The sequence below is a fragment of the Microbacterium sp. genome, from assembly GCF_026393345.1.
Lineage (GTDB): Bacteria > Actinomycetota > Actinomycetes > Actinomycetales > Microbacteriaceae > Microbacterium.
The window spans coordinates 1-21,518 of record NZ_JAPLAI010000029.1 but is presented as its reverse complement, the minus strand read 5'-3'; the positions used below and the strand labels follow the sequence as shown (position 1 = coordinate 21,518).

24 protein-coding genes are annotated in these 21,518 nt (G+C 69.4%); 20 read left to right on the top strand and 4 right to left on the bottom strand.

Annotated elements, in window-relative coordinates; all coding sequences use genetic code 11:
* The first annotated feature begins 77 nt into the window (after positions 1 to 77).
* The 6 genes from NT132_RS03590 to NT132_RS03565 all read left to right on the top strand — a co-directional run bounded on the left by NT132_RS03590 (position 78) and on the right by NT132_RS03565 (position 4,769).
* Complete coding sequence (locus tag NT132_RS03590) at positions 78 to 2,132, top strand: DUF4862 family protein (protein ID WP_297784888.1); 2,055 nt, start codon at positions 78 to 80, stop codon at positions 2,130 to 2,132.
* The gene (locus NT132_RS03585) at positions 2,129 to 2,254 is read left to right on the top strand and encodes a hypothetical protein (RefSeq protein WP_297784885.1); all 126 of its coding nucleotides are present in this window, start codon (positions 2,129 to 2,131) and stop codon (positions 2,252 to 2,254) included. Before NT132_RS03590 ends, NT132_RS03585 begins: the two co-directional genes overlap by 4 nt.
* A gap of 29 nt (positions 2,255 to 2,283) precedes the next feature.
* Entirely contained in the window at positions 2,284 to 2,496 is a 213-nt protein-coding gene (locus NT132_RS03580; protein ID WP_297784882.1) for a hypothetical protein, read from the top strand.
* A gap of 69 nt (positions 2,497 to 2,565) precedes the next feature.
* A complete protein-coding gene (locus tag NT132_RS03575; RefSeq protein ID WP_297784879.1) occupies positions 2,566 to 3,105 on the top strand; it encodes a YaeQ family protein in 540 nt (179 codons plus the stop codon).
* A 90-nt stretch (positions 3,106 to 3,195) separates the two neighbouring features.
* A complete protein-coding gene (locus NT132_RS03570; RefSeq protein ID WP_297784876.1) occupies positions 3,196 to 3,771 on the top strand; it encodes an NADPH-dependent FMN reductase in 576 nt (191 codons plus the stop codon).
* Entirely contained in the window at positions 3,768 to 4,769 is a 1,002-nt protein-coding gene (locus NT132_RS03565) for a tocopherol cyclase family protein (RefSeq protein ID WP_297784873.1), read from the top strand. Before NT132_RS03570 ends, NT132_RS03565 begins: the two co-directional genes overlap by 4 nt.
* A gap of 7 nt (positions 4,770 to 4,776) precedes the next feature.
* Here NT132_RS03565 and NT132_RS03560 read toward each other — a convergent pair whose 3' ends face one another.
* The 4 genes from NT132_RS03560 to NT132_RS03545 form a co-directional block, all read right to left on the bottom strand.
* A complete protein-coding gene (locus NT132_RS03560; RefSeq protein WP_297784871.1) occupies positions 4,777 to 4,944 on the bottom strand; it encodes a hypothetical protein in 168 nt (55 codons plus the stop codon).
* Between the two features lie 75 nt (positions 4,945 to 5,019).
* Complete coding sequence (locus NT132_RS03555) at positions 5,020 to 5,298, bottom strand: DUF6510 family protein (protein WP_297784868.1); 279 nt, start codon at positions 5,296 to 5,298, stop codon at positions 5,020 to 5,022.
* Positions 5,298 to 6,020, bottom strand: coding sequence for a ferredoxin reductase (locus tag NT132_RS03550; RefSeq protein WP_297784865.1), 723 nt, complete (start codon positions 6,018 to 6,020; stop codon positions 5,298 to 5,300). Before NT132_RS03550 ends, NT132_RS03555 begins: the two co-directional genes overlap by 1 nt.
* On the bottom strand, positions 6,017 to 6,610 hold the full coding sequence (locus NT132_RS03545) for a sulfite oxidase-like oxidoreductase (protein WP_297784862.1): 594 nt from the start codon (positions 6,608 to 6,610) through the stop codon (positions 6,017 to 6,019). Before NT132_RS03545 ends, NT132_RS03550 begins: the two co-directional genes overlap by 4 nt.
* Positions 6,611 to 6,857: 247 nt before the next feature.
* Here NT132_RS03545 and NT132_RS03540 point away from each other — a divergent pair, with 247 nt between their 5' ends.
* The 14 genes from NT132_RS03540 to NT132_RS03475 form a co-directional block, all read left to right on the top strand.
* Positions 6,858 to 8,039 (top strand): substrate-binding domain-containing protein, encoded by a 1,182-nt coding sequence (locus NT132_RS03540; RefSeq protein WP_297784859.1) that lies wholly within the window; start codon positions 6,858 to 6,860, stop codon positions 8,037 to 8,039.
* Between the two features lie 4 nt (positions 8,040 to 8,043).
* Positions 8,044 to 9,594, top strand: a complete 1,551-nt coding sequence (locus tag NT132_RS03535; protein WP_297784856.1) for a sugar ABC transporter ATP-binding protein — start codon at positions 8,044 to 8,046, stop codon at positions 9,592 to 9,594.
* Entirely contained in the window at positions 9,591 to 10,667 is a 1,077-nt protein-coding gene (locus NT132_RS03530) for an ABC transporter permease (protein WP_297784853.1), read from the top strand. Before NT132_RS03535 ends, NT132_RS03530 begins: the two co-directional genes overlap by 4 nt.
* A gap of 47 nt (positions 10,668 to 10,714) precedes the next feature.
* A complete protein-coding gene (locus NT132_RS03525) occupies positions 10,715 to 12,088 on the top strand; it encodes an aminomethyl transferase family protein (protein ID WP_297784850.1) in 1,374 nt (457 codons plus the stop codon).
* A 63-nt stretch (positions 12,089 to 12,151) separates the two neighbouring features.
* Positions 12,152 to 13,525 (top strand): aminomethyl transferase family protein, encoded by a 1,374-nt coding sequence (locus tag NT132_RS03520; protein WP_297784847.1) that lies wholly within the window; start codon positions 12,152 to 12,154, stop codon positions 13,523 to 13,525.
* A gap of 35 nt (positions 13,526 to 13,560) precedes the next feature.
* Positions 13,561 to 15,147: an FAD-binding oxidoreductase gene (locus NT132_RS03515; protein WP_297784844.1), complete on the top strand. Its 1,587-nt coding sequence runs from the start codon at positions 13,561 to 13,563 to the stop codon at positions 15,145 to 15,147.
* A 90-nt stretch (positions 15,148 to 15,237) separates the two neighbouring features.
* Positions 15,238 to 15,855: a TetR/AcrR family transcriptional regulator gene (locus NT132_RS03510; RefSeq protein WP_297784841.1), complete on the top strand. Its 618-nt coding sequence runs from the start codon at positions 15,238 to 15,240 to the stop codon at positions 15,853 to 15,855.
* A gap of 216 nt (positions 15,856 to 16,071) precedes the next feature.
* Positions 16,072 to 17,154 carry an amidohydrolase family protein gene (locus NT132_RS03505; protein WP_297784837.1) on the top strand — a complete coding sequence of 361 codons (1,083 nt, stop codon included), beginning with the start codon at positions 16,072 to 16,074 and terminating at the stop codon, positions 17,152 to 17,154.
* A gap of 30 nt (positions 17,155 to 17,184) precedes the next feature.
* Positions 17,185 to 18,087, top strand: a complete 903-nt coding sequence (locus tag NT132_RS03500; protein ID WP_297784834.1) for an ABC transporter substrate-binding protein — start codon at positions 17,185 to 17,187, stop codon at positions 18,085 to 18,087.
* A 1-nt stretch (position 18,088) separates the two neighbouring features.
* A complete protein-coding gene (locus NT132_RS03495; protein WP_297784831.1) occupies positions 18,089 to 18,769 on the top strand; it encodes a 4-carboxy-4-hydroxy-2-oxoadipate aldolase/oxaloacetate decarboxylase in 681 nt (226 codons plus the stop codon).
* On the top strand, positions 18,756 to 19,319 hold the full coding sequence (locus tag NT132_RS03490; RefSeq protein ID WP_297784828.1) for a cupin domain-containing protein: 564 nt from the start codon (positions 18,756 to 18,758) through the stop codon (positions 19,317 to 19,319). The genes NT132_RS03495 and NT132_RS03490 overlap by 14 nt, the downstream gene beginning before the upstream one ends.
* 47 nt (positions 19,320 to 19,366) lie before the next feature.
* Positions 19,367 to 20,521: an alcohol dehydrogenase catalytic domain-containing protein gene (locus NT132_RS03485; RefSeq protein ID WP_297784825.1), complete on the top strand. Its 1,155-nt coding sequence runs from the start codon at positions 19,367 to 19,369 to the stop codon at positions 20,519 to 20,521.
* A gap of 522 nt (positions 20,522 to 21,043) precedes the next feature.
* The gene (locus tag NT132_RS14345; protein ID WP_366940347.1) at positions 21,044 to 21,364 is read left to right on the top strand and encodes a hypothetical protein; all 321 of its coding nucleotides are present in this window, start codon (positions 21,044 to 21,046) and stop codon (positions 21,362 to 21,364) included.
* A gap of 14 nt (positions 21,365 to 21,378) precedes the next feature.
* Positions 21,379 to 21,518: ACT domain-containing protein (locus NT132_RS03475; RefSeq protein WP_297784961.1), on the top strand; the 140-nt coding region annotated here is incomplete at its 3' end.

Genomic DNA, 21,518 nt, shown 5'->3' with positions numbered 1-21,518 from the left:
GAGCCGCCGCGCGAGTGAGCGCTTCGGCCGTGGCGATCGAGGCCCGGGCGGCGGTGCCATCGGGATATCGTGACTCGATGACCTCCGACGCCGCGCCCGCTCGCCCTCGCTTCCTTCTCAGCGCCTACGCGGCGTCGCCGGCACACGGCCGGTGGGATCCCGATCTCGAGGGCGAGCTATTGCCGGCGCTGGTGGCGCTGCCGGACGTCGTGGGGCTGGAGGTGCCGTGGATGGGCGCGCTCCATCCCCACGATCCCGACTGGTTCCTGCGGCATATCCCTGCCGGGACGCGTCTGGCCGTGACGCCCCTTCCCTTCATCATGGGCCGGTGTGCCGCGGACCCGACCTACGGCATCGCCTCGCCAGCGGCGGCGGGCCGTGAGGCTGCGATCGCCGATCTGCGCCGTCTCGCGGCGGACGTTCGGACCCTCCGGGAGGCCTCGGACGCAGACGTGGCTGTCGTCGCGCTGCACACGGCACCGCGCGGCGGAGCGGACGCCATCGCCCTCGCTGCGTCGTTGACGGAGATCGCGGGTATGGACTGGGACGGAGCGGAGCTCGTGATCGAGCACTGCGACGCACTCGTGCCGGGCCAGCCCTTCGAGAAGGGCTTCCTCCCGGTGGGGGAGGAACTCGCCGTCATCGCGGCGACCGACGTCCCGATCGGTCTCTGGCTGAACTGGGGTCGCTCCGCGGTCGAGCTCCGCGACGCGGACGCCGTGACGGCACAGATCGCCGAGGTCGCCGCATCCGGCCGCCTGCGCGGACTCGTCTTCTCCGGTACGGCCGGCACCGACGGGCTCTACGGCGCCGCGTGGTCGGACGCCCACCTTCCCCTTCTCGCCGCCGAGCCGGATTCCGGCTCACTGCTCGACGACGCCCACGTGCGTGCCGCGCTGGCCGCCGCCGGTGACGTCCCGTGGCTCGGCCTGAAGGTGAGCCGGCGGGCGCACGACACCACCGCGGCCGATGTCGTCGGCACCATCAGCCGCAACCTGGACCTGGTCCGGGCGACGTGGGACGCGGGTGACCGCGCCCGCGACGGCGTCGTGGTCGAGGCGGGTGTCGGCGACGACTGGCAGCCCGGCACGGACGAGATCGTCGACGCGACGACGATCGCCGGCCCGGATGCCCTGCTCACCCCCGGCATGGTCGACATCCACAACCACGGCGGGGCGGGGTCCGCCTATGACGAGGACGAAGCCGGCATCCGGCGCGCGCTCGCGGCGCACGCCCGACACGGCGTGACACGGTTCGTGCTGTCTCTCGTCAGCGCAGCCCCCGCGCCGCTCCTTGCCCAGGTGGACCGCATCGGCGGGATGGCTGCGGCGGAGCCGGGCATCCTCGGGGTGCATCTCGAGGGCCCGTTCATCGACCACGGCCACTGCGGCGCCCACGACCCGGCCGTCCTCCGCGCACCCGAGCCCGTCGAACTGGACGCCCTACTCGCGACCGGTCTCGTGCGACAGGTCACCCTGGCGCCCGAACTCGACGGCGGACTCGATGCCGTCCGGAGGATCGCGGCCGCCGGTGCCGTCGCCGCGGTCGGGCATACCGACGCGGATGTCGATATCACGACGCAGGCCATGGATGCGGGGGCGACCCTGCTGACGCACACGTTCAACGCCATGCCGCCCCTGCATCACCGACTTCCGGGTCCGGTGGGCGCCGCTCTCACCGACGAGCGGATGACGCTCGAGGTCATCGCCGACGGGCGTCACGTGCACCCCGACGTCGTGCGGATGCTGTTCGCCGCCGCGCCGGGACGCGTCGCGCTCGTCAGCGACGCGATGGCCGGCGCCGCGGCGCCCGAGGGCGAGTACATGCTGGGCACGCTCGCCGTGACCGTCGCCGACGGCGCTGCCACGCTGCGGGGCACGGATGTGCTCGCCGGGTCGACGCTCACGCTCGACCAGGCCGTGCGCAACGCGGTCTCGTGGGGTATCCCGCTCGCGGCGGCGGTGGCCGCGGCGACGCGGGTGCCCGCGCGCGCCATAGGGCGGGGCGACCTCGGGCGCGTCGCCCCGGGCTCCCGGGCGGATCTGGTGCTGTGGGACGCCGACCTCACCCCCCGCGCCGTCTGGCGAGACGGTGAGCGTCTCCCCCTCTCACCTGACGAGGGCGGCGTATGACCGCGGTGCCGGTGGCGCCGCCCCTGCAGGCGGGACTCGTCGCGTTCGGCGCGGCGCTGCCGACCGACATCGGGCTCCCGGGCGGGCTGCTGGCCTATCGGCGGCCCGGGTGCTGTTCCTGACGTCCACCCCGTCGAACCGATCGCCGGCGATGAGTCCTCCGCCGTGCAATGACGCCATCCCGCCGGGGGAGCGCGCGGAGCTTCCCGCCGACCTGTGGCGTCGCGGCAACCGGGCCGAGCTTCATGTCTGGTCCGGGGGATTCCACGCGTTCGACTGCGCCGTGGAGGATGCGTCCGTCTCCGAGGAGTCGCACCGCGTGCGCGGCGAGTGGATCCGGCGGTGGCTCGCCGGAGAGGTGTGAACCCGCTCAGCGGCTCGCGCGCTCCGCACGGGCGCGGGCAGTCGCGCTCCGCCGCGTAGGCTCGGTCGAATGGCGACCGGCGCAATGATCCACACGTTCACCGTGCAACTGGCGGACATGGACCGCGGCGTCTACGACGAGCTCATCCTGCGGGTCGCGCGGCACCCGTCCGAGACCGACGCCTACATGATGACGCGGGTGCTCGCGTACTGCCTCGAGGCCTGCGAGGGCATCGCGTTCAGTGAGGGTCTCTCGTCGCAGGAGGAGCCCGCCGTCGTGGTGCGCGACGCCACCGGCCGGCTGATGGCGTGGATCGCAGTGGGCGCCCCGGCTGCGGAGCGCCTCCACCACGGCAGCAAGCTCGCCGAACGGACGGTCGTCTATACGCACCGCGACCCGGCGAAGATGCTCGCATCCTGGGCCGGGAAGAAGATCCACCGGGTGGAGGACATCACGCTGCGCAGCTTCGACCCCGGTTTCATCGACTCCGCGACACCTCTGCTCGAGCGCCGCAACACGATGAGCCTGTCGGTCACCGAGGGACAGGTCTACCTCGACCTGAACGGCACGACGCTCACCAGCAGCATCCACACCGTCCCCCTCGTCTGACATCGGTTCCCCTCGTCACGTCCGCAAGGGGGTGTCCGGTTCGGGACGCGGCGGGCACACTGGTTCTCCTCACCCACGAAGGGAGCCGTCATGTCGTACCAGGTGGGCTATTTCGTCGGCAGTCTGTCGTCCACATCGATCAATCGCATCCTTGCCCGGGCTCTGATCCGGCTCGCTCCCGACGATCTCGACTTCACCGAGATCCCGATCGGCGATCTTCCGCTGTACAGCCCTGACTTCGACGCCGACTACCCGCCGCGGGCGCGGGCGCTGAAAGATGCCATCGCCTCGATGGACGCCGTCCTGTTCGTCACCCCCGAGTACAACCGGTCCATCCCGGGTGCGCTCAAGAACGCGATCGACTGGGCGTCGCGCCCCTGGGGCCAGAACTCGTTCGATCACATCCCGGCCGCCGTCATCGGCGCCTCGATCGGGGTGATCGGCACGGCGGTGGCGCAGCAGAGCCTGCGTGCAGTGCTCGCGTTCTGCAACGCGCGGCAGATGACCTCGCCCGAGGCGTACATCCACTTCACCCCGGAGGTCTTCGCCGAGGACGGAGCCGTCCACAACACCGGCACCGAAGAGTTCCTCCGGGCCTACATGGCCGAGTTCCGCGATCACATCCAGCGCGTGCTCACCGTGCTCCCGCGCTCCGCCGACGCATGAGGTCGCCGGCGGCGTGGCTTCGCGGTGTGCGGCATCCCGAGGCGTTCCACGGGCGCGGCGTGACGCGGGGCTTCTTCGAGGGTTGGTACGTCAAGCTCGTCTCGGCCGACCGTTCGCAGCGGTGGGCGGTGATCCCCGGTGTCTTCCGCGGGCTCGACGGCGGCCGGACCGATGAGGCGTTCGTGCAGGTGCTCGACGGACTCACCGGGCGCTCCTGGTACCACCGGTTCGCACCCGAGGAGTTCGCCGCCTCCGACCGGCGGTTCGACGTCCGGCTCGGCGGCAATCGGTTCACGGCCTCGAGCGTGCAGCTGGACCTGCCCGGGCTCCGCGGCCGAGTCGACTACACCACGCCGCTGGCGCCGTGGCCGGTCACCGCGCGGGAGCCAGGGATCATGGGCTGGTACGGCCTCGTGCCGTTCATGGAGTGTTTCCACGGCGTGGTGTCGTTCGGTCACGGCGTCGCGGGGGCGCTGGAGATCGACGGCGTCGAGCACTCCTTCCACGGTGGGCACGGGTATATCGAGAAGGACTGGGGGCGTGCCTTCCCGGACGGCTACGTCTGGATGGCCAGCAACCACATCGACGCAGACACGGGTGACGGAAAGGATGCCTCGCTCGTGGCATCCGTCGCGATCATCCCCTGGCTCCGCGGGGCGTTCCGCGGGTCGGTCATGGGGCTGCGCCACGGCGGTCGCCTGTATCGGTGGACGACATACAACCGGTCCCGCGAGGTCGAGCTCACGATCGACGACACCCGGGTGCGGTGGCAGGTGGAGGGGCCCGACGGCACGCTGGAACTGGATGCGGAGCGCGTCCGCGGGGGCCTCCTCCATGCGCCGCTGCGCACGGCCATGCATCAGCGCGTGGAGGAGACGCTCGATGCGCGCGTCCGGCTGCGACACGTGTCGCCGAGCGGGACCGTCCTGCTCGAGGGCGTCGCCGAGTGCGCCGGACTCGAGGTCTACGGCGACACCCGGCGACTCCTCGCGCTCTGAGGCGGGATCAGCCGGCCGAGCCCTTCTCCGCGGCGAGGCGATCGGCCTCTGCGCTGTCGATGATGTCGTCGTTCGCGTCCTCGTCGAGCACCTCTTCGCCGTCATCCTCGCGGATCGGCTCGTCAGCAGCGTCGTCGTCCAGTGGGGCCGGGGGCGGGAATGCGCCTGTGGACATGGGGTCTCCTTCCGTCGGTGACCGTCACATTAGGGGCGCCGCCGTGGCACCGACAGGGCTTGACGGATGCGGCGACTACCCCGCGATGACCGTGACGGGCCCGGCGACACGGACCGTGACCCGGTCGCCGTCGCGCAGGATCGTCCAGGCGGTGCGGGTGCACTCCCGGCAGCGCACGATGTACGCCGTGTCGTCGGCCTCGACGACCCAGCAGGCGAGCGGGGTGCGCGCGTGACACGATCCGCATTCCACCAGGAGTTCGCTCACGTCCCGGTCGCCGAACACTGACAGCGATCCGAGGATCGCGTTGCCGTCGAGTCGTTGCGACCGGCGGGGCCGGAAGTCGTCAGACATCACTTTCCTCCGAACCTCTCGGTGCGCACGCGAGCGGGGTCGTGCCCCGCAGCGACGAGCGCGTCGGCGACCGCCTCGACGAACGATGTCGGCCCGCACACGAATGTCAGCGGACGCGCATCGGGTGCCCAGGACGCCGCGGCCACCCGCGCCGGGGTGAGCCGCCCGACGGGCCCGCTCCACCCGTCCGGAGCGGACCGCGTGTACGCCCACGTGAGCTCGAGCGTTCGCGCGCCGAGCTCCTCGATCTCAGACCGGTACATGGCGTCCTCAGGGGAGCGGACCGAGTACAGCAGCCGGAAGGGTGCCGCATCCGCGCGTCGGTCCCGCGCCCGCGTCATCGCCAGCAGTGGCACGATGCCCGACCCGCCCGCGATGAGTTGCACCGGCGACGGGTCTGCCGCATCCCACACGAAGTAGGCGCCGAGCGGTCCCTTCACCTCGAGCATGTCGCCGATCTCGGCGATCTCGCCCAGGTAGGGCGAGACCTCCCCGTCCGGAACGACGTCCACCCCGAGCTCCAGCGAGGTGCCGGGGCCGGAGGACGCGATCGAGTAGGAGCGCTCGGCCTGATAGCCGTCCTCCGCCGTGAGGCGCACGTCGAGGTGCTGCCCGGGTTCGTTCCCGGGCCAGCCGGGGACTTCGACGGTGAGCACACGGGCGTGGGCGGTGGTCGGCTGCACGTCGGTGATGCGTGCCGGCAGCCACCCGGTGGTCCTCACCAATACCGCTCCTCGGTCCACGGGTCGCCGTGCATGTTGTAGCCGTTCTGCTCCCAGAAGCCCGGGTCGTCGTGTTCGTGCATCACGATCCCTCTGACCCACTTCGCGCTCTTCCAGAAGTACAGGTGCGGCACGAGCAGGCGTGCGGGACCACCGTGCTCGGGTTCGAGCGGCGCGCCGCCGAACTCGAACGCGACCCAGGACTTGCCGCCGAGGAGGTCCGCCATCGGGACGTTGGTCGTGTACCCGCCGTAGGAATGCGCCATCGCGAACTCCGCCGAGGTGTCCACCTTTTCGAACAGGGTGTCGAGCGAGACGCCCCGCCAGGTGGTGCCGAGCTTGGACCACCGGGTGACGCAGTGGATGTCGGTGTCGACGGTCTCGATCGGCAGCGCCATGAGTTCGTCCCACGACCAAGCCGTCGTGCCCCCGGTCTCCGTCCGGATGCTGAACGACCAATCGTCCAGCGACACCCGGGGCGTCGGGCCGGCGGAGAGCACCGGGAAATCGTCGGTGAGGTACTGGCCGGGCGGGATGCGGGGATCCTCTTCCCGACGCCTCGAGCCGAATCCGCGAGTGAACGATGCCATCAGAACCTGCCTTCGAAGAAGAAGTGTCGATCGACCGAGGCGTGGATGAGGCGAGGGTATCGCGTCGGGGTGGGCCGCCGCACCACTGTTCGCGCGGTTTCCCGTGGATCCGTTGACACGACCGGGACCACAGTGGGATACTGCTCAGTACACGGAATCCGAACGGTATTTCAACTGGTCGGATCTCTTGTCCCTGGCAGGCAAGGACGTCTGCCATCCGACAACGCTGTCGTTAGAGAGAGGCAAGATGATGCGTACGTATCGATTGCGAGGCGCAGGCCTCGCATCTGCAGTCGCCCTGGTGGCGCTGGGTGTGGCCGGCTGTTCCTCCACCGGTGGGAGCGAAGGCGACGGCGGCGACGCCGCGGTCGTCTACCGCGACGCCGACGGCAACTGCTCGGGGGAGCCGCTGGAGGGCGTCGACCTCGACGCCGCCCAGGAGCTCGTCTCCTACTTCGAGGAGGCATCCACCGGGCTCCCGCAGACCGAACCGCTGGTCGAACCCATCGACCCGACCACCACGGTCGCCTACCTCGACAACGGCTCGGCCGTGTCCTCGATCATCTGGTCGAGCCTCGAGCAGGCCGGCGCCACCGCGGGCGTGCAGCTGCAGCGTGTGGACACCGGCCTCGATGCCCAGAGCATCAACGCCGCCGTGAGCACGGTCGTCGAGAGCGCGCCCGACATCCTCATCGCCGCCGCCGTCGACGCCACCTTCTTCCAGAGCCAGCTCGAAGCCCTGCAGAGTGCGGGGACCACCGTCGTGTACGCCGGATCGAGCAACGCCGAGGACTTCGGGCTGCTCGATTCCCACTCCGGGCACGGCGCTTCCGTCGTGAACGGACAGGTGCTGGCGGCATCCGCTCTGGCGTTCACCTGCGGCACGGCCACGGACTTCGTGTTCTACAGCATCCCCGAGCTGAGCTTCTCGCAGGTGCAGCTCGACGCGGCGAACGAGTATTTCGCCCAGACGTGCGCCGACTGCACCCTTCGCGTGGTCGAGATCCCGGTCACCACCATGGACACGACGGCGGGCGATGCGATCGTCAGCGACCTCCAGGCGCACCCGGAAACCGCCTTCTTCATCACCCCGGCCGACCAGATGCAGATCGGTCTAAAGGCCAAGCAGGATCTGGCCGGAATCGACGTGCCGGGGATCGGCCAGTCCTCCCTGCCGCCGAACATCGAGCAGATCGCGAACGGCCTGCAGATCGCCGGCTATGCGGTCGACTACAACGAGTACACCTGGTTCATGCTCGACGAGGGTCTTCGCCGAAACATGGGCATGGAGGTCGCGTACGACGACTGGAAGCCGTGGGTGAAGGCGATCTCCCGTATCGTCACGCCCGCGACGGCTGCGGACTATCCGGAAGGGTTCGTCGCGTACCCGGAGATGCCCGACTCCTTCGCCGAGCTGTGGGGCAAGTAGGACGATGACGACGACCGCGCCGCTTGCACCACGCACGGCAGAGACCGCGCCGCTGATGCAGGCGGTGCGGCTCGTTAAGGACTTCCCCGGCCTTCGGGCGCTCGACGAGGTCGACCTTCATGTCGACAGTGGCGAGATCCTCGCCCTGGTCGGGCACAACGGATCGGGCAAGTCGACCCTCGTCAAGATCCTCGCCGGCGTGTACAAGGCCGATGGGGGAGAGGTCCGCTTCGCGTCGCTGGGGGGCGAGACGACCGGACTGCACATCATTCATCAAGACCTCGGGCTCGTCGGGGAGCTCAGCACGATCGAGAATCTCGGCATCATCGACGGGCGGGGGCTCGGTGCGTTGAGTCCCACCCGTCGTGCCCGGGAGGTCGCCCGTGCGAGGCAGATGATCTCCCGGTTCGGCGAAGCGTTCGATGTGACCGTGCCCGTCGGGGCGCTCGCGCCGGCACAGCGGGCGATCGTCGCGATCGCGCGTGCCCTGGACGGATGGGCCCACCCGCGCAACGTCCTCATCCTGGACGAACCCACCGAGGCGCTGCACGCCACCGAGACCGACATCCTCTTCGAGGCCGTCCGCCGTGTCGCGGCGGCGGGCGCGGGCGTGGTCTTCATCTCGCACCGTCTCGACGATGTCATGCGGCTCGCGAGCCGGGTTGCCGTGCTGCGCGACGGCCGGAAGGTCGCCGACGTGGCGACGGGGTCGCTGTCCCATGACGAGCTCATCGAGTTCGTCACCGGCGCGTCCGCGGCGGAGACCCGCGCCGCCAAGCCCCACCGGGTCAACGGGGACGTCGCGCTCGACATCACGGGTCTCACCGGTGCCGGCATCCAGGGCGTGGACCTTCGGGTGCACGCCGGTGAGGTCGTCGGCGTCGCGGGCGTGCTCGGCTCCGGGCGCGACATGGTCCCGGCGCTCGTCTTCGGCAGCACCCCCTCGCACGCCGAGCGGTTCACCGTCGCCGGTGCGCCGTACGCGCGCCGCGCGCCGCGCGAGAGCGTACGGCGGGGGCTCGCCTTCGTCGCCGGTGACCGGGGCCGCCTCGGGGGCATCCGTGCGATGAACGCCAGGGAGAACATCACGCTTCCGGAGCTGAGGAGCATCACCGGCCCGGTCGGGGTGCTCCGCGCACGAAAGGAGAAAGAGCTGGCCCGTGAGCTCGTCGCGCGCTACGACGTCCGCCCGGCGCGGACCGAACAGGCCTTCTCACAGTTCAGCGGCGGGAATCAGCAGAAGATCGTGTTCGCCAAGTGGCTTCGGAACGCCCCTCGGGTGCTCCTCCTGGAAGAACCGACGCAGGGTGTCGACATCGGCGCAAAGCAGGCGATCTACGACGAGATCGACGCGGCCGCCGAGCGGGGCGTCGCGGTGCTCGTCTGCTCGTCGGATGCCAAGGAGTTGGTACGCCTCTGCGACCGCGTGCTGGTCCTCCGGGATGGCCGGGTCGCCGCCGAGCTCGAGGGCGACGCTCTCACCGAGGCGGCGCTCGTCATGCACGGCTATGGCTTGGCCGATACGTCGTCGGAACGAAAGGAACGCTCTGCATGAGCACCGAAACATCTGTACGCGGGGGATGGCTGAAGGCCCTGTCCTTCCGGAATATCAGCGCGATCTACATCTTCCTCATCATCTTCGCGATCTTCTCGATCATCACCCCGCGCACCTTCCTGCAGGAGGGGGTGTGGCGGACGCTGCTGGATGCCCAGGCGGTGACCGTCATCGCCGCGATCGCGGTGATGATCCCGCTGGTGACCGGCTCCTTCAACCTGGCGATCGGTGCCGAAGTCGGTTTCGCCGGCATCCTCATCGCGGTGCTGCAGGTACGCATCGGCATCCCCTTCGCCGTGGCGATCCCGCTCACCCTGCTGATGGGTGCGCTGATCGGCCTGATCTCCGGGCTGATCATCACGAAGGGGCGCATCGACTCGTTCATCGCGACGTTGGGACTCAGCTCGATCCTCCTCGCAGGTCTCGCGTGGATGTCGTCGAACAAGCAGGTGATCGGACTCCAGGACGGCTTCCGGGGGATCGCGACCGGCACGGTGCTAGGGATCACCGTGCCGACGTACCTGATGCTGCTGCTGGCGGTCGTCGCCTGGTATGTGCTGGAGCGCACCCCCGTCGGTCGCCGCATGTACGCCGCCGGGTACAACCCGGACGGCGCGCGTCTCGCCGGTGTCCACGTCACGCGCGTCAAGATCGGCGCCCTGGTCGCCGGCGGTGTCATCGCCGCGATCGCCGGTGTCCTGCTCACGTCCCGGCTCAATACCGGGGAACCGACCGTGGGGCCCGGGCTGCTGCTGCCGGCGCTGACCGCCGTTTTCCTCGGGTCGACGCAGTTCAAGGGCGGCCGGTTCAACATCTGGGGGACCGTGATCGCGGTCTACGTGCTCGCCACCGGCATCAAGGGTCTGCAGCTCGTCGGTGCGCCCCCCTACATCAGCGACCTGTTCAATGGGGTGGCGCTGCTCGCCGCGGTCGGCCTGTCCCAGTGGGAGAAGACGTCGGCCCGGACCGCGGCCATCCGCCGGTCGCTCCCGCTCCGCCGGCGTGCGGGCCGTGGCACCACCGGCATCCCGACCGCGGCGTCACCGGAACGCGCGACCAGTCCCGCACCCTGACCCTCACGAACTTCCCGTCTCCCAGACCCGTACGAAGGAGTACCGAAATGACCCCGCACGACCCGCACCCCACCCTCGAACAGCGCATCCAGGAGGCGGGCGGCCCCGTCTCGCTCCTGCGCGGACCCGGCCAGTTCGGCCCCTACGTCTTCCCCGGCATCCCGCCGGAGTTCACCAACTGGCGGGACGAGGTCCGCGCCTGGAAGAACGGGGTGGCTCTCCTCGAGCAGTCGTACCACATGTCCGAACTGCACCTGCGGGGCGACGAGATCATCCCCTTCCTCGCCGGCATCGCGATCAACAAGTTCGACCCGTTCCCGGTCCGGCGGGCCAAGCAGCTCGTCGTCGCCAGCCCCGACGGGTACCTGATCGGCGACGCGATCCTGTTCCACGAGGAGGCGGACTTCCTGCGCCTCGTGGGTGCGCCGTTCGCACTCGACTGGGTGCAGTTCCAGGCGGAGCTCAGCGACCGGGACGTGACCGCGGAGCTGCATCACAACTGGTCGGTCGTGGAGGCGCCCCGAGACGTCTTCCGCTTCCAGATCCAGGGCCCGAAGGCCCTCGAGCTCGTCACCGAGGTGATCGACGGGGATCTTCCCACTGTGGGCTTCTTCGGCATCGCGGAGGTCTCCGTGGCCGGCAAGCAGATCCGCGTCCTGCGGCACGGGATGGCCGGTGAGCCCGGGTTCGAGTTCTACGGCCCGTGGGCGGACCAGGATGCGGTGCGGGACGCTTTCGCCGTCGGGGGGGAGAAGTTCGGCCTCCGCAAGGTCGGCGCGCTCGCCTACTCCACCACCGCGCAGGAGTCGGGGTGGCTTCCGCTCCCCCTGCCCGCCATCTACCACAGCGACGAACTCCGTCCGTATCGCGAGTGGACGAGCGCGTTCTCACTCGAATCCTTCGGCTCGCTCGGCGGCAGCCTGCGCTCGGACGACATCGAGGACTACTACGTGGATCCGATCGAGGCGGGGTACCAGAACCTCATCGACTGGGATCGTGAGTTCATCGGCCGGGATGCGCTCGCCGCCCGCGCGGCGGATCGCCGCCGAACGAAGGTCACCCTCGTCTGGAACGACGAGGACGTCGAGGCGGTGAACGACTCGGCCCTCTTCGGTGAGGGCGACCGGGCGCAGTTCCTGGCGCTGCCTTCGCCGATGTACGCGACCTGGGCGGCCGACGCGGTGCAGCATAACGGCACGACCGTGGGCTTCTCGCAGTACATGTCCTACTCCGCCAACGCGCGGCACGTGCTCTCCCACGGCATCATCGACATCTCGCTGGCGGAGCCCGGCACTGAACTCACGCTCCTGTGGGGCGAGCCGGACAGTGCGCGCGACAACGTCGGGCGCAACTCCCTCCGGGAGATCCGCGTGACCGTGGCGCCGTCGCCCTACTTCCAGAAAGTCATCAAGGGACGCTGATCGGCATCCCGCCCCTCCTCAGTGCACATCGTCCGCAACGAAGCGGACAGGAAAGGACCACCCATGAACATCCCCGCATCCGCCACCCTCGAGAGCCTGATCCAGACCGCAGGCGGACCCGTCCCGCTGCTGCGCAGCTCCGCCCTCGGCCCCTACGTCTTCCCCGGCATCCCGGCCGAATTCACGAACTGGCGTGACGAAGTCCGGTCTTGGAAAGACAGCGTGGCGCTCCTGGAGCAGTCGTACCACATGACCGAACTGCATCTCCGCGGGCCGGAGGTCATCCCCTTCCTCAAGGAGTTCGCGGTCAACAAGCTCGACACGTTCCCCGTGGGGCGCGCCAAGCAGCTGGTGCTGGCGGCCCCCGACGGCAATCTGATCGCCGATGCGATCATCTTCCATGAGGACGAGGACTTCTTCCGGATCGTGGGTGCTCCGTTCGCCAGCGACTGGCTGCTGTTCAACGCCGAGCGCACGGCGCACGAGCTGACCGCCGAGAAGAACGACAACTGGTCCGCCGTGGTGGCGCCGCGTGACGTCTTCCGCTTCCAGATCCAGGGCCCGAACGCACTCGCGCTCGTCACGGAGGTGGCGGGCGGCAGCGTCCCGGACGTCAGCTTCTTCGGGATCGGCGAGCTGCGCATCGCCGGCAAGACCGTTCGTGCCCTGCGTCACGGCATGGCGGGCACGCCCGGATTCGAGATCTACGGGGCGTGGGACGACCAGGATGCGGTGCGGGCGGCGTTCCAGGAAGCGGGCGCGGCGTACGGCCTGCGAAAGATCGGCGCCCTCGCGTATTCGACGACGGCTCAGGAGTCGGGTTGGATGCCGATGCCGCTGCCGGCCATCTACCAGGGCGACGCGATGAAGCCCTACCGGGAATGGCTGAACGGATACTTCCTGGAGACGATCGGTTCTCTCGGCGGGAGCCTCGTGTCGGACGACATCGCCGACTACTACGTGGACCCCATCGAAGTCGGCTACGGCGCCCTCGTCGACTGGAACCGCGAGTTCCTCGGTCGCGATGCGCTGCGCCGGAAGGCCGACGATCAGCGCCGGACCAAGGTGACGCTGGAATGGAACGACGAGGACGTGAGCGACATCCTCGCCTCCTCCCTCTTCGGGCCGCAGCGCGGTGGGCGGTTCATCGCACTTCCGAACCCGATGTACGCGACGTTCGAGTCGGACGCGGTGCTCAGCGGCGGCGAACGGGCAGGGGTCTCCCAGTGGCCCTCGTACACCGCGAACGGCAGACGCATGGTGTCGACCGCGCTGGTGAACCTGGAGAACGCGACCCCCGGGACGGAGCTCACGCTGCTGTGGGGCGAGCCGGATTCGGCACGGCCGACGGTCGACGCCCACGACGTTCGTGAGATCCGCGTCACCGTGGCGGCGTCGCCGTACTTCGACAAGGTCATCAAGTCCGGCGTCCAGTGACGTCGGCCACCGGAAGAGCTGAGAGCACCCGCACCATGACAGACGCACAGACCACGCTCGGTCTGCCGGCCATCCCGGATGAGCTCGTTGCGGCGCTGATCGATGTCGTGGGCAGGGACGGCGTCCACGTCGATCGTGCCCGCATCGACGAGTTCAAGGACGCCTACTGGATCCCGGGCGACGAGACGTACGCCGCGTCCGCGGTGGTCCAACCGACCACGGTCGAGCAGGTGCAGGACATCGTGCGGCTGGCCAATCGCTTCGAGGTTCCGCTGTGGCCGCACAGCCAGGGCAGGAACCTCGGGCACGGCGGCCCATCCCCTCGCGTCCGCGGTGCCATCCAGCTAGGGTTTCAGCGGATGAACCGGGTGCTGGAGATCGACGACGAACTCGCCTACGCCGTGGTGGAACCGGGCGTGACGTGGCAGGACCTGCACGACGCGGCCCGCGAAGCCGGCTACGCGCTGCTCACGCCGTGCCCCGATCTCGGCTGGGGCTCCATCATCGGCAACTCGATGGACAGCGGCCACACCTACCAGCACTACGGCGCCGACTACCTCATGCCGACCGGGTTCGAGGTGGTCCTTCCGGACGGCGAGCTGCTGCGCACCGGCCAGGGCGCGCTGCCGGGGAGCACCAGCTGGCACACGTACAAGCGCAGCCTCGGCCCGGCGCTCGACCCGCTGTTCATCCAGTCGAATCTCGGCATCGTCACCAAGATGGGCGTCTGGCTCAAACGGCTCCCGGAGGCGTATGCGCCGGTGACGCTCGTCGTGGAGGAGGATGCCGACCTCGAAGCCGCGGTGGATGCGATCCGCGAGCTCCGCCTCGCGGGCGTGCTGGAGGGTGTTCCGGCGATGTACTCCACCCTCCGAGCGGCGCACATGATCCGGGATGCTCCGGTGCCGCCGCGGCCGGAACCCTTCACGGCGTCCGAACTCCAGGAGATCGGCGCCCGCGCCGGTGTCGGTGCCTGGGCGGTGCGCACGTCCGTCTGGGGCGACCGGGAACTCATCGCCTACAAGCTGCGCCGCATCTCGGCCGTGTGGGAGGCGATCCCCAGTGGCCGGGTGGAGGCCGCGGACGTCTACTCGAGTGACGAGTACGACGCCCTCACGGGCTCGGCCGCCCAGATCGGCATCGGCATCCCGACGCTCAAGGCACTGGAGAGCACGCCGCCGCACATCGCCCATCTCGATATCTCGCCGGTCGTGCCGTTGCGCGGCAACGAGATACGCCGCGTCGTCGAGCAGCTGCGTCGCAACTACGCCGAGGCGGGGATGAACTTCGGCGCCGGCATCATGGTGGTCGGGGAACGGTCCGCCGTGGTCATCGCCGGCATCCGATACGACAAGACGGACGAGTCATCCGCACGCGGAGCGTTCGCGCTCGGGCGCCGCATGATCCTCGAACTCGGCGAGCTCGGGTACGGCGACTCCCGCCCGCACATCGAGTTCATGGACCTCGCCGCCGAGCAGTACTCCTATAACGACCACGCCTATCGCCGTTTCGTCGAACGGATCAAGGATGCCGTCGATCCGCAGGGAATCCTCGCGCCCGGTCGCCACGGCATCTGGCCGAGCGCCTATCGCCGTGGACTCAAGGCGAGGCCGCCTGTGTAACCGACCGGGGTCACGATGCCGGCGCGCTACCCTGAGACGGGCCCCGGCGACGTGTCGGCGGTCTCGCCGAGCGGAAGAGGAGCGGGGCTGATGGCCAGGCTGACACGCGAACAGAGTCAGGCGCTCACCCGCTCCCGCATCCTGCAGGCGGCGGGTGACGTCGTGGCCCGCTATGGCTACGACGGGGCGTCCGTCGACCGCATCGCAGAAGAGGCCGGCTACTCCAAAGGGGCGTTCTACTCGAACTTCGCCTCGAAGGAGGACGTCCTCAATCAGCTCCTCGCCGGCTACATCGGCACCGCGGTCGACGACCTCGATGCCGTGATCGCCGGTCGGACGGACGCTCACGAGATCGTCGAAGCCGTCGGGCAGTGGAGCGACGAACGCGATCTCGAGCTCAAGTGGGGTGTGCTCGCCATCGAGTTCCTCCGCCGCGCGCGGCGGGACGGCGCCCTGACGGATGACCTCCGGCGCCCGTTCGTCGACCAGTGGCGGGGGGTCGGTGCGCTACTCCTGGAGAAGCTGTTCCCCGGCGCGGAGCCTCCGGTGGACGCGCTCGATCTGGGCGGGACCGTCCTCACCCTGACGTACGGCGGCATCTCCGGATTCCTCGGCGCCAACACGGCGGGCGGGATGGTGCGGCAGGTACTGACGGCGCTCGTACTCGCGTACGGCGCTCCGACCCAGCCGCCTACCACCTCGCACTGAGGTCCGTCCCTCTCGCCGTCGCCGTTGCGCCGCGGTGGCGCTCGCCGCTGCGCGCATTCGCCGTGTGCGCGGGCGGCTCGGTGTCCTTCCTTGACACCCACCTGCACATTGAAATACCGTGTAGTATCTAGAAACTAGAAGGTACTCCACTTGGGTGCCTGAACGACGACGTTCCGCGCTGCACAGCGCTTCGGATATATCTGCGATGGAGGAGATATGCCGCACCCGCACGACCTCCCCGCATCCGGCGAGTCCGACCCGGCGAAGAACGCCGGAGCCGAGCTCGTGATCGATTGCCACGGGCATTTCACCACCGAACCGGCCGCGTTCCACGACTTCCGTCGCGCCCAGATCGCCCACGCCACGGGCGGCCCGCGTCCGTCCGTGTATGCCGGGATCGACGACGAGGAACTGTCCCGGATCATCGGGGCCAACCAGCTGCGCGTGCAGCAGGAGCGCGGAACCGACCTGACACTGCTGTCCCCTCGGGCCTCGGGCATGGGACACCACATCGGCGGCGCGGACCTGGCGCGGGAGTGGGCCCGCGTGTCCAACGACACGATCGCCCGCATCCGCGACCTGTTCCCGGACAACTTCGCCGCCGTGTGTCAGCTGCCCCAGACGGTCGAGGGCGACCTGTCGCCCGTCATCGCCGAACTCGAACGGTGCGTCGAACTCGGCTTCGTCGGCTGCAACGTGAACCCCGATCCGTCGGGAGGGCGGTGGAGCGCGCCGCCGCTGACCGACCGCTGGTGGGATCCGCTGTGGGAAGCGCTCGCCGCGCTCCGCGTGCCCGCCATGATCCACGTCTCGGCGTCGTCGCTCGCCGCCGTCCACACCACCGGCGCGTCCTACCTCTCCGCGGACACGACGGTGTTCATGCAGCTGCTCGAGGGGGACCTGTTCGAGCGTCACCCGGATCTTCGCCTGGTCATCCCGCATGGGGGAGGCGCCGTGCCCTACCACTGGGGTCGGTTCCGGGGGATGGCGCTCGCGCGGGGCAAGGCGCCTCTGGAGCGGCACCTCCTACGCAACGTGTTCTTCGACACCTGCGTCTATCACCAGGCGGGGATCGACCTGTTGTTCGAGGTGATCGACCCCGCGAACATCCTGTTCGGCTCGGAACTGCTCGGCGCGGTCAAGGAGATCGACCCCGAGACGGGCCACCCTTTCGACGACACCCTGCGCTACATCGACGAACTGCCGTTGAGCGCTTCCGACCGCCGTGCCGTGCTCGCCGGGAACGCCCGCCGGGTGTACCCGCGGCTCGACGCACAGCTGACCGCGCGCGGGCGCTGACCACATCCACGAGGGAAGAAGGACGACACCATGGCACGGACAATTCGACTCGCCGGTGGGGCACAGGGGTTCAACTGGCTCCCTGTCTTCGTCGCGGAGCAGGAGGGCCTGTTCGCCGAGCACGGTCTGGAGATCGACTACCTGCGCATGGGCTCCGTCGACAAGGCCACCGCCGCCGTCCGGGATGGCGAGGCCGATCTGGCGATCACGCCGCCGGAGGGGGCGATCGTCGACTCCCTCGCCGGCGGGCCGCTGCGCATCGTGGGGTCGAACTCCGAGCGACTGCCCATGTCTATGGTCGCGCGGGCGGGCATCTCGACCCTGGCCGATCTTCGCGGGGCGCGGATCGGCACCTCGTCGCTGACGGAGGGAACCGCGATCTACACCCGCGCCATGCTCGAAGCGGTCGACCTGCACTACCCCGGGGATTACGAGTTCGTCCTGTCCGGGGTGCACACCGCGCGATGGGCGGCCCTCGAGAACGGGGACATCGATGCGGCGCCGCAGCCGGCGCCGTGGAATTTCCTCGCTCAGGAGCGGGGGTACGAACTCGTCGGTGAGGTCTCGGACGCCATCCCGTCGATCATCTTCGCGGCGCTCATCGCGAGCGAGGGATGGATCGACCGCAACCCGGAGGTGCTCGAGCGCCTCCTCGCCGTGCTCTCGCAGGCGCACGCCGTCGTCAACGACCCCGCCAACGACGAGATCACCCGTCCGATCTATCAGCGCATCACGACACCGGATCATCCGGAGCTCGCCCGGCGCGGACTCGATTACACCCGGGGCCTCGGGATGTGGCCCGCGGGCCTGCAGGTCTCCCCCGACGCGCTCGACGCGACGATCGACGTCATGCTCCGCGCGGGCCTGATCGCCGAGGACCGTCGTGCGGACGCCCGGAACGCCGTGGTCCCGCGGCCGGCCGGGGAGCAGTGAGATGGCACGCGTGATGACGGGCGTACCGCGCAATCCGCTCGCCCTGCTCGATGCCTTCGCCGAGATCGGCGTCGCCACCGTCCATGAGGCCCAGGCGCGCACCGGACTGCTGAGTACCCGCCTGCGGCCGCGGCTGGGAGGCGTGTCGATCGCGGGCAATGCGCTCACCTGCGAGGTGGCGCCCGGCGACAACTGGATGATCCACGTCGCGCTGGAACAGGCGCAGCCCGGGGACATCCTCGTCGTGTCGCCCACGTCGCCCTGTGACGACGGCTATTTCGGGGATCTCCTGGCGACCTCCGCGCAGGCCCTCGGCATCCGGGGGATCGTCATCGACGCCGGGGTGCGGGACATCGCCACGCTGCGCGCGATGGGCTTCCCGGTATGGAGCAAGACCATCAGTGCACAGGGGACGGTCAAGGAGACCCTCGCCGACGTGCAGGTGCCCATCGTGTGCGGGGGGCGGGCCATCGCGCCCGGAGACGTCGTCGTCGCCGACGACGACGGCGTCTGCGTGGTCCGGGCGGCCACGGCCGAGGGGGTGCTCGCGGTCGCGCGGGACCGCGTCGCCGCAGAGGAGGAAAAGCGGGTCCAGTACGCCTCGGGACGGCTCAGCCTCGACGTCAGCCCCGCCCTGCGAGAGGGACTCATCAGAAAGGGACTGCGTTATGAATCGTTTTGACCACCCGTTCGTGCCGCGACGGGTCGTGACCGGCACCGTTGACGGTGCGTCCACCTTCCTGAGCGACGGGCCGGCGGAGAACACCTACCGCTACGCATCCGTGCCGGGCATGACCGCGTCCGTGCTCTACGCCACGGCGTCCCCGGCGACGCTGCCCGTGGGCGGGGACGAGATCGCCCCGATCACCCGGCCGACGCTGCCGAAGCCGGGGGAGACCGTCGTCATGATCGTCACCTTCCCCCCGGACACCGTGTACTTCTCGCCCGACTTCGATCCCGTGCGCAGCGCCCGCGAACAGCACGACTTCTACCCGGAGTTCGCCGCGAGCTTCGACCCGGACGCACCCGGCGTGCACCAGACCGCCTCGGTGGACTACGACATCGTGCTGGACGGTGAGATCTGGCTGGAGCTCGACAGCGGCACCAGGCGATTGTCCGCCGGTGACGTCGTCATCCAGGGAGGCGCCCGGCACGCGTGGCGGAACGCCGGCGACACCACCGCGACCATGTGCTTCGTCCTCATCGGTGCCGAACCGGCCCGCGCCGACTGACCGTATCCACCCCCAACCCCACGACAACGACGTACTGGAGAACCGAGATGTCCACCACACTCCCCGAGCGCTCGCTCGGACAGCAATCCGCATCCCCGCTGACCATGCGCGCCGCCCGCCTGCATCAGGTGGGTGAACCCATGGTGATCGAAGAGGTCGAACGCCCCCGCGCCACCGGGACCGACGTCGTCGTCGCCGTCAAGGGATGCGGGATGGTTCCTAACCTGGCGAACGTGCTCGCCAACTGGGAGACGTGGTACCCGCACGAGCCGCTGCCGCCTCGGCCGGCCATCTTCGGGCTCGACCCGGTCGGCATCGTCGAGGAGGTCGGCGACCAGGTCGTGGGCATCTCGCCCGGAGACCGGGTCTACGTGAACCCGTCCCGGTCGTGCGGCGCGTGCCACGCGTGCACGTCGGGTGCCCCGCAAAAGTGCGATTACTGGACCTTCGCCGGCTACTTCGGCTTCAACCAGCGGAGCCTCGAGATGTACGCGCGATACCCGCACGGCGGCTTCTGCGAGTACATGCTCGCCCCGCAGGCGGCCATGGTCCGACTCCCCGACAACCTGGAGTTCCGCGACGCCACCCGGCTCGGCTACCTCGGCACCGGCTACTCGGCCGTTCGCAAGCTCGGACCTCTTGCGGGGAAGACACTCATCGTCAACGGCGCGACCGGCACCCTGGGTGTCGGAGTCACCATGCTCGCCCTCGCCCTCGGGATCTCCCGGGTGTTCGCCGTCGCCCGAGGTGTGCCGCTGCTCGAGCGCCTGCGGGAACTCGCCCCGCATCGCGTCGAGATCTTCTCCAACACGGACGGCGGGACGGCGGAATGGGTCCGCTCCCGGACCGAGGGCATCGGCGCCGACTTCATGATCGACACGCTCGGAGCGGTGGCCTCCCTCGACTCCTTCAAGGACGCCATGCTGGGCGTCGCCCGTGGCGGGCGGATCGTCAACATCGGCGGCACCGCGGGTGAGCTCGCCCTGGACGTCAAGTGGCTGATGGACGAGTCGCGCGAGCTCATCGGATCGGCATGGTTCTCCACCGCGGAGGGCCTGGAACTGGCCGACATGATCCGGTACGGCGTGGTGGACATGTCGCCGCTCCGGCCGAAGTCCTGGCCGTTCGAGCAGATCAACGAAGCCATCAACGGCGTGACCAGCGGCGACGGCGGCTTCACCAGCTACCTCGTCGAGATCTGAACAGGGAGAGAACACCATGTCACGACACACCCCCGCTGCCGCCTCGGCGGCAGCCGTCGCACTGATCCAGGACTACTCGCTGGAGATGACGGGTAAGGATGTTCCCGGACTGGAGGAGGCGCGTGCCGCCATCCCCGCCGGGACGAAGATCAACGTCACGTTCCTCGGCAACGAGGACCTCGACATGCGGGTCGCGGCGGCGAAGGCCGTGAAGGACTTCGGATTCACCCCGGTGCCGCACATCTCCGCCCAAGGACTTCGGATTCACCCCGGTGCCGCACATCTCCGCCCGGCGCCTGTCGAGCCAGGAGCAGCTGGAGGAATTCCTCAGCCGCCTGCAGGAAGTCGGCGCGACCGAGCACGTGTTCTGCGTCGGCGGCGACCCGGCCGAACCCGAAGGCCCCTACCCGGACTCGCTCAGCGTCATCCTGGCGTCACCTGGAGGACAAGTCCGCGGCGCTGACCGAGCAGGGACTGGATGCGGTCATCCTCACCCAGTTCGCGTTCGACACCGAGCCGGTGATGCGGTGGATCGGCAGCGTCCGTGACCGCGGCATCACCAGCGAAATCCGCATCGGCACCCCAGGACCTGCCGGCATCAAGCGTCTCCTCGGCTTCGCCCGCCGCTTCGGCATCGGCGCGAACGCGATGATCGTGAAGAAGTACGGCTTCTCCCTGACCAACCTCATGGGCACCGCCGGTCCGGACAAATTCGTCACCGACCTGTCCGGCCTGCTGGCACAGGACCCCCGCTCGGGAGATGTCAGACTGCACTTCTACACCTTCGGCGGACTCCTCGCGACGGCTCAGTGGGCCGGCGAGTACGTCGCCGCGCAGTCCTGACCCGGGAGCACGACATGACCGTTCACACCGAAGCCCTCCGCGACCACGCCTGCCTGATCGTGCACGGCCCGGACCAGCCCGGCCTGGTGGCCGCGGTGACCGCGCTGATCACGCGCAACAAGGCGAACATCGTGACGCTCGACCAGTACTCCGA